The following is a 12,355-nucleotide window of genomic DNA, read 5'->3' on the forward strand; positions in this document are numbered from 1 at the left end:
CGGCGCCTCAGGCGCCGCGCTCACGACTCCGGCGCAGCGCTTCCAGCTGCGCGTACAGCGGCGTCAGCATCGCGAGCAGATGCCGCGCCGTTGTCGTTGATGCGGGCGGATCGCCGGCGAACGGCGCGCCGGCCGACTTGGCGTGAAAGCCCGCGCGCCCGCGCATGGCAGCGAGCTGCTCCGGCGTGCAGTCGATGCCGAGTTCTCCCAGCAGCGCGTCCCAGACGATCGACGGCAACTGCCGGTAGTCGAGCAGACGCAGTTCGCCGGCATGGGCCAGGGCGTGCTCGTAGAGGTGCGCGATCACGCGCGCGCACCAGCCATCGAGGTCGCCCGGCGCCAGGCCGGCGCCGAATTCGGCCGGCAACACCAGGCCGGGCACCATCTGCGGCCCGCGCTGGCGCCGGTGCGATTCGAGGATGGCATGCGGCTCGCGGTACAGGAACCAGAATGGCGTCGCTGGAAAGGCGGCGCGCAGCAGCGGCAGGTACGGCAAGTGCCAGCTGTCGAGCTTGATAATGAAGTGGGTTTCGCCATGACGCTGCTGGCCAAGCGCGCACAGCAGGCGGCGCAGGCCGGGCACGGCGATCTCGGGCGGCGCAGCGCCGTAGCGGATCAGGAAATCGTCGATGACGGGCGGTTCGGACAGCACCACGCATTGCGGCAGGCCGGCCAGCATCTGGGACAGCAGGGTCGAGCCGCAGCGCGATGCATGAAAGACGAAGGCGCTGGGAGGGATGGCCGGACCGGTGCGCTCGAGCCAGTCGTGCGGTGTGCGGCAGACGCGCCGTTCGGCGCGCTCTTGCGCGGTCAGGGTATCGGCGAAAAAGGGCGCCGTGAAGCGGCCGGGAAGGTACCGCCAGCCGACCTCAGCGCCGTCCAGTGCGATCGGAAACCAGTCGCGCAGCGAATCGAGCGTGCCGGGATCGACCATGGGCCAGCGCAGCCAGCTGTCATGCCTTAGTACCGATCCAGGCTGCGTCATCGCTCAGTTGCGCGCTGGGTAAATGCCCGAGACGCAGATAATGAAATTCATGCCGAGCGAGGGCTGCAGCACGCTGAGCGTGGTCTGGGTGGCGTAGGGGACCTGGACCGGAGTCGGGGCGACGCCGGAATTGTTCGTAGTGGCGGTGACGCTGCCGGTGACCTTGGTGGTCACACTGGTCGGGTCCATCTCCACGTCAAGGGTCTTGCCGGTGACATAAATGTTACCGGCACCGCTACCACCTCCGGAACCGCCCAGTGCGCAGTTTGGAAGCGGTGCGCCGACGCCTGGTCCGGTCGAACTGGCATGCAGGGTCGACGTGGCGCCGAACTGGTCACCGGCGATCGTCACCGTGTGATTGTGCGGGGGCAGATTTGCCGCAGTGAGCGTCACGCTGGCCGTGCCGCTCGAAAGCGCCGTCGCATTGGGGGTGCCAAATTGCTGCGCCTGGAGCACGGTCATACCGATCGGCGACGCGCCCATGCCCACCAGGGTGCGGGCGCGCAGGTCGGGCAGGGCGAAGGTTGAGACGCCATCGCCACCATACTGGACGCCGAGCAGCGCGAACAGCGCCGAGTTCTGCTGGATGGAGATAAGCTGGCCCTGGCACAGCATCCAGCCACGCGGTGCAAACGTGAACGCCACCGGCATGATCGTTCCCATAAAAGCTTCCATAGACATCCCCTTTTTCAGATTTGTACATCATGTAGAGTAGTGCGGTTCGATCGCCGCTTCGTAGCGCGCATCGCCCGATGCCCAAATGCGCGTTGGAGCATCCTAGCATCGAAGTTTCCTTGAAGTCACGACTTTAAAGCCAGGTATGTTAGCCGGGTTGCCATGGCCTCGGCCACCGGCGTGCCAAGCGCGCGCAACTGGCTGATCACATCATCGACATTGGCATCGGTGATGGCGGGGTCGACATACTTCGGCGTTGGCGGAGCCCGCCATCCCGCATCCTCGAACAGCGTGCGCAGCCAGGGATTGGGCACGCAGTCGAGCACCAGATGGACGCGCACATGCCCACTGTCGTTGCGCACCGCATGCAGGCAACCGGCGTTCATGTACCAGGTGGCGCCGGCGCCGAAATGCACGTCTTCGCCATCGAGCGTGAACAGCACGGCCGGATCGGTGGCGATCGGGACGTGCAGCCGCGCGAGGCCATCTTCGAAGGCGCCGCCCGGATCGCGATGCGGCTTGATGCGCGCCCCCGCGTCCAGCGCCATCAGGCGCACCGACTGCTTGTCGCAGGCGAAGCTGTCGATCACCTGGCGCAGATAGGGACAGCGCAGCAGCAACGGCGTGTCGTTGAATCCGGGTCCGTCGCCTGCATGGATGTCGTCCGGGCGCCCGCTGCTCGAGCGCAATGCGATGCTGGTCCAGCTGCCCTGATGGGCCTGGTCGTTGTAATGGGCTTGCCAGTGCAGGGCCAGTGCGGTGTCCAGGTCGGCGCGCAGGCGCTCGACGTCGAATGCGGGCGCCAGCCGCAGCCAGCGCGTGACGTCGTCCGGCGCGCCGCTCATGCCGGTTGCCAGCGCATTTCGTGGCGCAGTTCGTCGCTGTCCACGATCGCGAAACCGGTACGCTGGTACAGGGCCAGGGCAATGGCGTTGGTGCGCATCACGGAAAGACCGATGCTGGCGCCGCGCAGTTCGGCGTGCTGCTGCAAGGCGAGCAGGGCGGCGTGCGCCAGGCCGCGCCCGCGCTGCGCCGGCAACAGGGCCAGGTCGACCAGGCGCCAGTGCGCGCCGACGGTGTCGAACACGATACGGCCCGCGGGCTCGCCAGCGTGCTCCAGGATCAGCACCTCGGCATCGGGGAATGCGCTTCGGCGGCCCAGTTCGTGCGCATTCTGCTGCATCGCGATCAGGTCGTTGATCATCGCAGGCGGCAGCGGCAGGGCGCGCAGGTCGTCGCGCGCGGATGCGTACAGGGCGCATGTGAAGGCGGCATCGTTCTCATCGGCATTGCGCAGGCGCAGGGGGTGAGGTAGCGTATACATGCGACATTCTGAAACGAGACAGCGTCATCATGCCTGCATGGTCGCGTTGCCACAACCATCAAGGCACTCAAACCATGGAATTTTTACTTGCACAGTTCGAGCCCCTGGTCGGCACGGACTTCACGGTCCAGACTTCGCAGGGCCCTTTCATGCTGAAGCTGGTCGAAGCCATCGAGCATCCGCGCCGCGGCCTGCCCGAGCACCTGCGCACACCGTTGTCGCTGATCTTCGACGGCCCTCCAGGTGTCGTGCTGGCGCACGACACCTACCAGATCGCCCATCCCGAGTTGGGCCAGCACTTGCTGAACATGGCGCCGGTGCTGTCTGGCGCCGGCGTGCCGGGAGCCGGACCGCAGTATCAGATCCTGTTTTCCTGAAGGCAGGCGGCCGCGCGGCCGCACGATCGCTTATTCCGGCGCCCGGATATAGTCCACCATGCCCTCACTGCCGCGGCTGGGCCGGGGTGTGAGCAGGCTGACCACGACGACCGTGAGCATCCCCGCCGGCACCCCGAACACGCCCGCCGCCATCGGCAGGATGCCGAACCAGGCGGCATCCAGGCTGCCGCCCAGCGCCGGACTGGCGCGCAGCATGTAATACAGGCAGACCGCGAAGCCGGCCAGCATGCCGGCGATCGCGCCCTGGTGGTTGGCGCGCTTCCAGAACACGCCCAGCACCAGCACCGGGAATAAAGTAGAACCAGCCAACGAGAACGCCGCCGCTACCAGCGAGAGGATGTCGGCCGGCTTCTGCGAGGCCACATAGGCGGCGATGAAGGCCACCCCCAGCAGCAGCAGCTTGGAAATCGTGACCCGCTTCTGGGTTGACGCGCTCGGGTTGACCATCTTGTAGTAGACGTCGTGCGACAGCGCATTGGAGATCGCCAGCAGCAGGCCGTCGGCGGTCGACAGCGCCGCCGCCAGGCCGCCGGCCGCGACCAGGCCCGCGATCACGTAGGGCAGGCCGCCGATCTCCGGCGTGGCCAGCACCAGCACGTCGGCGTCGATCGCGAATTCGGCCAGTTGCACGATGCCGTCGCCGTTGATGTCGGCCACGCTCACCAGGGGATTGGCCTTGTCCACATTGGCCCAGTACGAGATCCAGGTGGGCAGCGCCGAGAAGTCGCTCCCCACCAGCGAGGTATAGATGTCGTACTTGGCCAGCACCGCCAGCGCCGGAATGGTCAGGTACACCAGCAGGATGAAGAACAGGGTCCAGAATACCGAGACCCGGGTGTCGTTCACCGACGGCGTGGTGTAGGCCCGCATCAGGATGTGGGGTAGCGCCGCGGTGCCGAACATCAGGCAGAACACCACCGCCAAAAAGTTGTTGCGGCGGTTGTCCGATTCCTCTTTGGTGGCGCCGGGGAAGGGTTCGGCATGCGGTTCGGGCGGCCGGGCCCGCGCCAGGTTGGCGTCGCGCCGCTCGCTCCACTGCGAGCGCGCCTCGTCCACCGAGTTGGGGTAGGTGGCCAGCGCGCGCTCGGCCTGGCGCACCTCGGTGAGCGAGGCATTGCGCGCGCGCGCCGCCGCCAGCTGGCGCTGGGCTTCCAGCTTGCCGGTCTCCAGCGATTCGGGCAGGGCGTCCAGCCGCGCCGCGTATTGCTCGGCGCGACGGCGGAACTCGGCGCGCACCTGTTCTTCGCGCGGGTCCCTGGCCAGTTCGGCTTCGCGTGCGGTCAGCTTGGGCATCAGCGAGCCATAGGCCACCGCGGGGATCGGGTTGTCGGCGTGCTTGGCCGACAGCCACATGGTTGGAATCAGGAAGGCGACCAAGAGGATGATGTACTGCGCCACCTGGGTCCACGTGATAGCCCGCATACCGCCCAGGAACGAGCACACCAGGATGCTCGCCAGGCCCAGGAAGATCCCGATCGAGAAATCGACGCCGGTGAAGCGCGAAGCGATCAGGCCGACCGCGTAGATCTGCGCCACCACATACGTGAACGAGACCAGGATGGTGGCCCCGACCGCCAGCGCGCGCACCGGCGCGCCGCGTCCGCCGGCGCCGCCGCCGTAGCGCGCCGCCAAAAAGTCCGGCACGGTGTATTGCGCGAACCTGCGTAGATAAGGCGCGATCAGCAGTGCGACCAGCACGAAGCCGCCGGTCCAGCCCATGATGAAGGCCAGGCCGTCGAAGCCCTGCAGATAAAGGCCGCCGGCCAGGCTGATGAAGCTGGCCGCCGAGATCCAGTCGGCGGCGGTGGCCATGCCGTTGAACATGGCCGGCACGCGCCGCCCGGCGACGTAGTATTCGGTGACGCTCGAGGTGCGGCAGATCACGCCGATGATCGCGTACAGGGCGATGGTGGCGAACATGAACAGGTGGCCGATCCACAGGCGCGGCATGCCTTCTTGCTCGAGCAGGGCGACGGCGACCAGGAACAGCGCGAAGCAGCCGGTGTACCAGAGATAGTAGCGCGCCAGCTTGCTGAAATAGGGTGGCTTGGCGCTCATCGTGGCTCCGCCCCGGCCGCGGCTTGCGCGGCGGCGTCGCGATCAAGCCGGCGCATGCGCCAGGCATAGAAGCCGATGATGGCCAGCGACACCAGCGAGGCGCCTTGCGCCGCCATATAGAACGACAGGGGCCAGCCGAACACCTCGAAGCGCGCCAGCTCGCGCGCGAAGAACACGGTGCCGAACCCGGTCGCCAGCCACAGCGCCAACAGCAGCAGGGTCATCCTGCGGGTGCGTTCCCAGTGCGTGGCGTTGGCGGCGCGGCGGCGCGCCGCGTCGTCATGGTGGGGGTCAAGGGGCGGCGTCGGGTTCATGGAGCGGGGGCGGGAAAGTCAGGCGGAACAGGCAGCCCGGGAAGCGCTTGGACTGGCAGCGCGGGTTGTTGAAGATGTCGATCTCGGCGCCGTGCTGCTGCGCGATCTCGCGCACGATCGCAAGGCCCAGGCCGCTGCCCTGGGTATTGCTGCCCAGGATGCGGTAGAAGCGCTCGAACACGCGTTCGCGCTCGTTGGGGGCGATGCCGGGGCCGGTGTCCTCGACCTCGAGCAGGGCGCGCTCGCCGTCGCGGCGCACGCGCACCGTCACGCTGCCGCCGGGCGGGGTATAGCGCAGCGCATTGTCGATCAGGTTCGACAGCATTTCGCGCAGCATCAGCGGCTGGCCTGCGATGACGACCGCGCCTTCGTCGGCGGCCGGCGGCTCGAAGCCCAGGTCGATCTCGCCCGCGAACGAGGCAGGCACCCAATCGAGCACCGTATCGCGCGCGAGCACCGGCAGGTCGATCTCGGCGAAGGCCAGGCCGGCCTGCGGTTGATTTTCGGCGCGCGCCAGCGCCAGCAGCTGGTTCACCAGGCGCGTGGCCGATTCCGAACTCTTGGCCAGCTGTTCCAGCGAGCGGTGGATCTCGGCCGGGTCGAGCTGGCGCAGGGCCAGTTCGGACTGCATGCGCATGCCGGCCAGCGGGGTCTTCATCTGGTGCGCGGCGTCGGCGATGAAGCGCTTCTGCATCGCCATCGATTCGCCCAGGCGCTCGAGCATGTCGTTGAAGGAGCCGACCAGCGGCGAGATCTCTTCCGGCACCTGGCGCGGATCGATCGGCGACAGGTCGTCCTGGGGCCGCGCGCGGATGCGCTGCTGCAGCTCGGCCAGCGGGGTCAGGCCGCGCGACAGCGCGAACCACACCAGGGCCAGGATCACCGGCAGGATGATGAACTGGGGCAGGATCACGCCCTTGATGATCTCGCCCGCCAGGTGCGCCCGCTTATCGAGCGTCTCGGCCACCTGCACCAAGGCCAGCGGCGGTTCGAGCGGCGGCTGCGGGGAGCGTTCGTGCAGCGGGTCGAGGTTGATATAGGTGTAGGCGACCCGGATCGGCGTGCCGTGGATGCTGTCGTTGCGGAACTCGACCGCGCCGCTGCGCGCGTGCTCGTCGGCCGCGTTCAGGCGCGGACGCGGCAGGTCGCGGTCGCCGTCCAGCAGCTCGCCATCGGGCCCGGCCAGCAGGTAATAGACGCTGTCGACGTCGTCGGCGCGCAGGATGTCGCGGCCGGACGGATGCAGCTGGCCGGCGGCCTTGCCGCCCACGTTGCGGATCTGCTGGCCCAGCACCGTGACCCGGTCTTCGAGCGCGTCGTCGAAGGGCTGGTTGGCGATCGACTTGGCCACGAGATAGGTGATGGCGATGCTCATCGGCCACAGCAGCAGCAGCGGGGCCAGCATCCAGTCGAGGATCTCGCCGAACAGCGAGTGCCGGATATTTTCGTCCGGCTCGGGATTCGGCGGGACGTAGGTCGGCTCGGTCGTCGTGGCCGGAGTGTACTCAGTCCCGGCCGTGAAGCCGGCGTCGCGTTCGTTCACCTGTCGGCGACGGTTGCCGTTGCCGTTGCTGCTGCGCGTTCAGCGGAGGCGCTCGCCGCGGCCTCGGAGTATTTCTCGAGGCAATAGCCCAGGCCGCGCACGGTGGCGATGCGCACGCCGCCGACTTCGATCTTCTTGCGCAGGCGGTGCACGTAGACCTCGATCGCGTTGTTGGAGACTTCTTCGCCCCATTCGCACAGATGGTCGACCAATTGTTCCTTGGATACCAGGCGGCCGGTGCGCGCCAGCAGCACCTCGAGCAGGCCGAGTTCGCGCGCCGACAGGTCGAGCATCTGGTCGTTGATGTAGGCGCTGCGGCCGACCTGGTCGTAGACCAGCGGGCCGTGGCGCACCACGGCCGGGCCGCCGCCGGCGCCGCGGCGGGTGAGGGCGCGCACCCGCGCCTCGAGTTCGGACAGGGCGAACGGCTTGGCCATATAGTCGTCGGCGCCCAGGTCGAGGCCTTCCACGCGCTGCTCGACGGAATCGGCGGCGGTGAGGATCAGGACCGGCAGCAGCGAGGCGCGGGCGCGCAGGCGGCGCAGCACTTCGAGCCCCGACATCTTCGGCAGGCCGAGGTCGAGGATGAGCAGGTCGAACTCCTGGGTGGAGAGGGCGGTGTCGGCATCCTGGCCGTTCTTGACGTAATCGATGGCGTAGCCGGACTGGCGCAGGGAGCGCGTCAGGCCGTCGGCAAGTACGCTATCATCTTCGGCGAGCAGAATTCGCATGGTGGCACCTCGTTATTTGCTTGTTGACTCTCGCTCGTCGTCCCCGCGCAGGCGGGGACCCAGGTTTGCATGCGCGCCGCTGCCTTATAACGTGAGTGGCACTGCGGCGACCTGGGGTTCCCGCCTTCGCGGGAACGACGTGCATGGGACAGTGGACACGTAGTCTCGTTTCCAGGTTCTATTGTGTTTGATTTGTCGCAACAATGCGAGCCTCGCCCCATTTATTGACAAAATGGTCACGCATTAGTGCTTGCAAAAACCACTGGATTTTTATACAGTAGTGGCTATTGAAGTGCGCGTGCGCGCCCTCACCTTGCCTACTCCACGATTGAAAGTACACCATGGACGACAAAAAATCCGCATTGAACGCCGCTGAAAAGGGCAAGGCGCTGGCAGCCGCCCTGGCGCAAATCGAAAAGCAGTTTGGCAAGGGCTCGGTCATGCGCATGGATGCCAATGCGCCGGTCGAAGAAGTGCAGACTGTTTCCACCGGCTCGCTGGGCCTCGACATCGCCTTGGGCGTCGGCGGCCTGCCGCGCGGCCGTATCGTCGAGATCTACGGCCCTGAATCGTCGGGTAAAACCACCCTGACGCTGCAGACCATCGCCCAGATGCAAAAACTGGGTGGCACCTGCGCCTTCATCGACGCCGAGCACGCGCTCGACGTCACTTATGCCCAAAAGCTGGGCATCAACCTGAGCGACCTGCTGATCTCGCAGCCAGACACTGGCGAACAGGCGCTCGAGATCACCGACGCACTGGTGCGTTCGGGCAGTGTCGACCTGGTGGTCATCGACTCGGTGGCGGCACTGACCCCGCGCGCCGAGATCGAAGGCGATATGGGCGACTCGCTGCCGGGCCTGCAGGCGCGCCTGATGTCGCAAGCGCTGCGCAAGCTCACCGGTTCGATCAACCGCACCAATACGCTGGTGATCTTCATTAACCAGATCCGCATGAAGATCGGCGTCATGTTCGGCAGCCCCGAGACCACCACCGGCGGTAACGCACTGAAGTTCTACGCCTCCGTGCGCCTGGACATCCGCCGTACCGGCTCGATCAAGTCGGGCGACGAAGTGATCGGTAACGAAACCAAGGTCAAGGTCGTCAAGAACAAGATCGCGCCACCGTTCAAAGAGGCCCACTTCGACATCCTGTACGGAGCAGGCACCTCGCGCGAAGGCGAAATCCTGGATCTGGGCGCGGACAACAAGATCGTCGAGAAGTCGGGCTCATGGTACAGCTATAACGGCGAGCGTATCGGCCAGGGCAAGGACAATGCCCGTCAGTTCCTGGTGGATCGCCCAGCCCTGGCGCGTGAGATCGAGAACAAGGTCCGCGCCGCCCTGGGCGTGCGCGAACTGCCGCCGGCGGCAGCCGGTGGCGACGACAAGCCGAAGCTGCAGGCTGTTGGTGAATAATCGTCTGGCGAGGACGGCGCGGCAGGGTAGCGCCTTGGGTGTCTACTACCCGTCCGTCCGCGCCATGTTGTCGACGATGGTGTCCCCATGCCAGCACCCGCACTAAGCCTCAAGGCGCGCGCGCTGCGCTACCTGTCGCAGCGCGAGCACAGCCGGTTCGAGTTGCGGCGCAAGCTGGCCAAGTATGCCCAGGAAGACGACGACGTCGACGCCCTCCTGGATTTCCTTGAAAAGAATAACTGGCTGTCGCAGGAACGTTTCGCCGAATCCCTGATCAACCGTAAGGCCAGCCGCTACGGCAATAGCCGTGTGGTGGCCGAGCTGCAAAGCCATGGCGTCACCGGCGATGCGCTGGTCGAGATCAAGGCTGGGCTGTCCGACAGCGAGACCGCGCGCGCCGTCGAAGTCTGGCAGCGCAAGTTCGGCACCGTCGCCACCGACGCAGCGATGCGCGCCAAGCAGATGCGCTTTCTGTTGCAGCGCGGCTTTTCCCAGCGTGCAGCGCGCGTGGCGATGCAGGGTAGCCCGGCGGACGACGAGCTGCCAGAGTAAGGTCTGCCCTGACGTAGGGTGGACGGGTTTCCGTCCACGCGTTCGACTACAATGTGCGTCATCAATGTGCGTCATTACACCGTGCCTCCAAGGGCACCATGTCCTCGACATTGATCAGTGGACATATACTCTCCAGGCGCCAGCGTGGAGCGCCATTCCCGATATGCCCAAGGCATATTCCTCAACGGGTGATGGCGCTGCACGCTGGCGCTTTTTCTCGTCTGGCCATCCCGTTTATTGACTGATCCTATCCCAAATACATATCTTATATTCATGCTGTGAATGGGGTGGCGGCCTTCATTAAAGACAGGTGAATAATATAAGCGGCAAACGCGCCGTCATATTGTCTCGAAGTCCCTTCATCTCCTCGTACTATCCCTTACCGACCTTTCTTTCCCATGCGCCGCTGTGGGCGCTGTGCTAAACTTTGCGGGTTTAAGCAGCGCCGCATGAGCGGTTGTTGTCGCAGAAGCTGCGTCAACGTGCAAGAAGCACACCGGCTGCATCACTAACCGCCGTCTCGACGGTACTGGTATTTATGCCTTTGTCACCTCCCGTATCGCGCTCGCTCCGGCATACGCGCGCCATCACAGTCGAAGCGTTCGCGCGCGACGATGGCTTGTGGGACCTCGATGCCAGCATCCGCGATGTGAAGACGCGTACTGTTGCGCTTGCTTCCGGCGAACGGCCCGGCGGCACGCCGGTGCACGACCTCAAGCTGCGCGTGACCATTGACCGCGACCTCAACATCGTCGATGCCGAAGCCGCATCCGATGCCGTCCCGTATCCGGGCTATTGCGATACCATCGGCCCTGCCTACAAAAAGTTGATCGGGCTCTCGCTCGTGAACCATTTCCGGTTGCATCTGAAAGACCGCCTATCCGGCGTGCTCGGCTGCACCCATTTGACCGAATTGGCCCAGGTGCTGCCGACCGCAGCCTTGCAAGCCTTTGCTGACGACAACGTCGATGCCCCAGGTGGGCTCGGCGGCTCGTCAACCGACCGTCCATTTGAGCTCGACCGTTGCCATGCCCTGCGCAGCGACGGCCCTGCCGTGGCCAAATACTACCCACGCTGGTCGATCAAGGCCGTCTCGGGTTAGCGTTCGTCGTTTTTATCTTTGTAGTTCAACCGTATTTCTAATTCAGTAATAGAAGAAGGGAAGCCAGCATGAAGATCCATGAGTACCAGGGCAAAGAGATCCTCCGAAAATTCGGAGTGACCGTTCCGCGCGGCATTCCGTGCATGTCGGTCGAAGACGCTGTCAAAGCCGCCCAAGAGCTGGGCGGTCCAGTCTGGGTCGTCAAGGCACAGATCCACGCTGGTGGCCGTGGCAAGGGCGGTGGCGTCAAGGTCGCCAAGTCGATCGAGCAGGTCAAGGAATACTCCGAGCAGATCATGGGCATGCAGCTGATCACCCATCAGACCAGCCCTGAAGGCCAGAAAGTGCGTCGCCTGATGATCGAAGAAGGCGCCGACATCAAACAAGAGCTCTACGTGTCGCTGGTCACCGACCGCGTCACCCAGAAAGTCGTGCTGATGGCCTCGTCGGAAGGCGGCATGGACATCGAAGAAGTCGCGCACAGCAACCCAGAAAAAATCCACAATGTCGTGATCGATCCTAAAGTCGGCCTGACCGATGCGCAGGCTGACGATGTCGCCGCCAAGATCGGCGTGCCTGCTGGCTCGATCGCCGATGCCCGCGCCAACCTGCAAGGCCTGTACAAAGCCTACTGGGAAACCGACGCATCGCTGGCCGAGATCAACCCACTGATCGTCACCGGCAGCGGCAAGATCATCGCCCTGGACGCGAAGTTCAACTTCGACGCCAACGCCCTGTATCGCCGCCCAGAAATCGTCGCCTACCGCGACCTGGACGAAGAAGATCCAGCTGAAGTCGAAGCATCGAAATTCGACCTGGCCTACATCTCGCTCGACGGCAATATCGGCTGCCTGGTGAACGGCGCCGGCCTGGCCATGGCGACCATGGACACCATCAAGCTGTTCGGCGGCGAGCCTGCCAACTTCCTGGACGTGGGCGGTGGCGCTACGGCCGAGAAAGTGACCGAAGCCTTCAAGATCATGCTGAAAAACCCTGACCTGAAAGCTATCCTGGTCAACATCTTCGGCGGCATCATGCGTTGCGACGTCATCGCCGAAGGCGTGATCGCTGCTTCGAAAGCCGTGTCGCTGCAAGTGCCACTGGTTGTGCGCATGAAGGGCACCAACGAAGATCTGGGCAAGAAGATGCTGGCTGAATCGGGCCTGCCGATCATCGCCGCAGACACGATGGAAGACGCAGCGAAGTCGGTCGTCGCCGCCGCCGCTGGTAAAGCCTAATTCGCTAAGGAAATAAA

The 12,355-nt window shown here is 65.0% G+C and carries 13 protein-coding genes; 5 read left to right on the forward strand and 8 right to left on the reverse strand.

Annotated features, from left to right (window positions below):
• Positions 1–7: 7 nt before the first annotated feature.
• The 4 genes from AC3A6F_RS13780 to AC3A6F_RS13795 all read right to left on the reverse strand — a co-directional run bounded on the left by AC3A6F_RS13780 (position 8) and on the right by AC3A6F_RS13795 (position 2,984).
• Complete coding sequence (locus AC3A6F_RS13780) at positions 8–985, reverse strand: hypothetical protein (RefSeq protein ID WP_487681605.1); 978 nt, start codon at positions 983–985, stop codon at positions 8–10.
• 3 nt (positions 986–988) lie between these two features.
• Positions 989–1,660: a phage tail protein gene (locus AC3A6F_RS13785; RefSeq protein WP_487681607.1), complete on the reverse strand. Its 672-nt coding sequence runs from the start codon at positions 1,658–1,660 to the stop codon at positions 989–991.
• Positions 1,661–1,785: 125 nt separating this feature from the next.
• Complete coding sequence (locus AC3A6F_RS13790) at positions 1,786–2,505, reverse strand: aspartyl/asparaginyl beta-hydroxylase domain-containing protein (protein ID WP_487681609.1); 720 nt, start codon at positions 2,503–2,505, stop codon at positions 1,786–1,788.
• On the reverse strand, positions 2,502–2,984 hold the full coding sequence (locus AC3A6F_RS13795; protein WP_487681611.1) for a GNAT family N-acetyltransferase: 483 nt from the start codon (positions 2,982–2,984) through the stop codon (positions 2,502–2,504). The genes AC3A6F_RS13790 and AC3A6F_RS13795 overlap by 4 nt, the downstream gene beginning before the upstream one ends.
• A 74-nt stretch (positions 2,985–3,058) precedes the next feature.
• Between AC3A6F_RS13795 and AC3A6F_RS13800 the strand changes: the two genes are divergently transcribed.
• Positions 3,059–3,361: a DUF6916 family protein gene (locus AC3A6F_RS13800; protein WP_487681613.1), complete on the forward strand. Its 303-nt coding sequence runs from the start codon at positions 3,059–3,061 to the stop codon at positions 3,359–3,361.
• Positions 3,362–3,391: 30 nt separating this feature from the next.
• On the opposite strand, the gene AC3A6F_RS13805 is transcribed toward AC3A6F_RS13800, so the two are convergent.
• From AC3A6F_RS13805 to AC3A6F_RS13820, 4 genes are read right to left on the reverse strand one after another with little or no spacing between them, the layout of a single operon-like run.
• Positions 3,392–5,440 carry a sodium:solute symporter family protein gene (locus AC3A6F_RS13805; protein WP_487681615.1) on the reverse strand — a complete coding sequence of 683 codons (2,049 nt, stop codon included), beginning with the start codon at positions 5,438–5,440 and terminating at the stop codon, positions 3,392–3,394.
• Positions 5,437–5,754, reverse strand: a complete 318-nt coding sequence (locus tag AC3A6F_RS13810; protein WP_487681617.1) for a DUF4212 domain-containing protein — start codon at positions 5,752–5,754, stop codon at positions 5,437–5,439. Before AC3A6F_RS13810 ends, AC3A6F_RS13805 begins: the two co-directional genes overlap by 4 nt.
• Entirely contained in the window at positions 5,732–7,297 is a 1,566-nt protein-coding gene (locus tag AC3A6F_RS13815; RefSeq protein WP_487681619.1) for a sensor histidine kinase N-terminal domain-containing protein, read from the reverse strand. The genes AC3A6F_RS13810 and AC3A6F_RS13815 overlap by 23 nt, the downstream gene beginning before the upstream one ends.
• Positions 7,294–8,028, reverse strand: a complete 735-nt coding sequence (locus AC3A6F_RS13820; protein WP_487681621.1) for a response regulator — start codon at positions 8,026–8,028, stop codon at positions 7,294–7,296. The genes AC3A6F_RS13815 and AC3A6F_RS13820 overlap by 4 nt, the downstream gene beginning before the upstream one ends.
• 341 nt (positions 8,029–8,369) lie before the next feature.
• Between AC3A6F_RS13820 and recA the strand changes: the two genes are divergently transcribed.
• The 4 genes from recA to sucC all read left to right on the forward strand — a co-directional run bounded on the left by recA (position 8,370) and on the right by sucC (position 12,338).
• Positions 8,370–9,446: a recombinase RecA gene (recA, locus tag AC3A6F_RS13825; RefSeq protein WP_123069054.1), complete on the forward strand. Its 1,077-nt coding sequence runs from the start codon at positions 8,370–8,372 to the stop codon at positions 9,444–9,446.
• A gap of 87 nt (positions 9,447–9,533) precedes the next feature.
• Positions 9,534–9,998, forward strand: a complete 465-nt coding sequence (gene recX, locus AC3A6F_RS13830) for a recombination regulator RecX (protein WP_320473949.1) — start codon at positions 9,534–9,536, stop codon at positions 9,996–9,998.
• A gap of 538 nt (positions 9,999–10,536) precedes the next feature.
• On the forward strand, positions 10,537–11,100 hold the full coding sequence (locus AC3A6F_RS13835) for a DUF2889 domain-containing protein (protein ID WP_005664964.1): 564 nt from the start codon (positions 10,537–10,539) through the stop codon (positions 11,098–11,100).
• A 68-nt stretch (positions 11,101–11,168) separates the two neighbouring features.
• A complete protein-coding gene (sucC, locus tag AC3A6F_RS13840; RefSeq protein WP_487681623.1) occupies positions 11,169–12,338 on the forward strand; it encodes an ADP-forming succinate--CoA ligase subunit beta in 1,170 nt (389 codons plus the stop codon).
• The last annotated feature ends 17 nt before the right edge of the window (positions 12,339–12,355 follow it).

The organism is Massilia sp. Soil_C_3 (assembly GCF_057657035.1).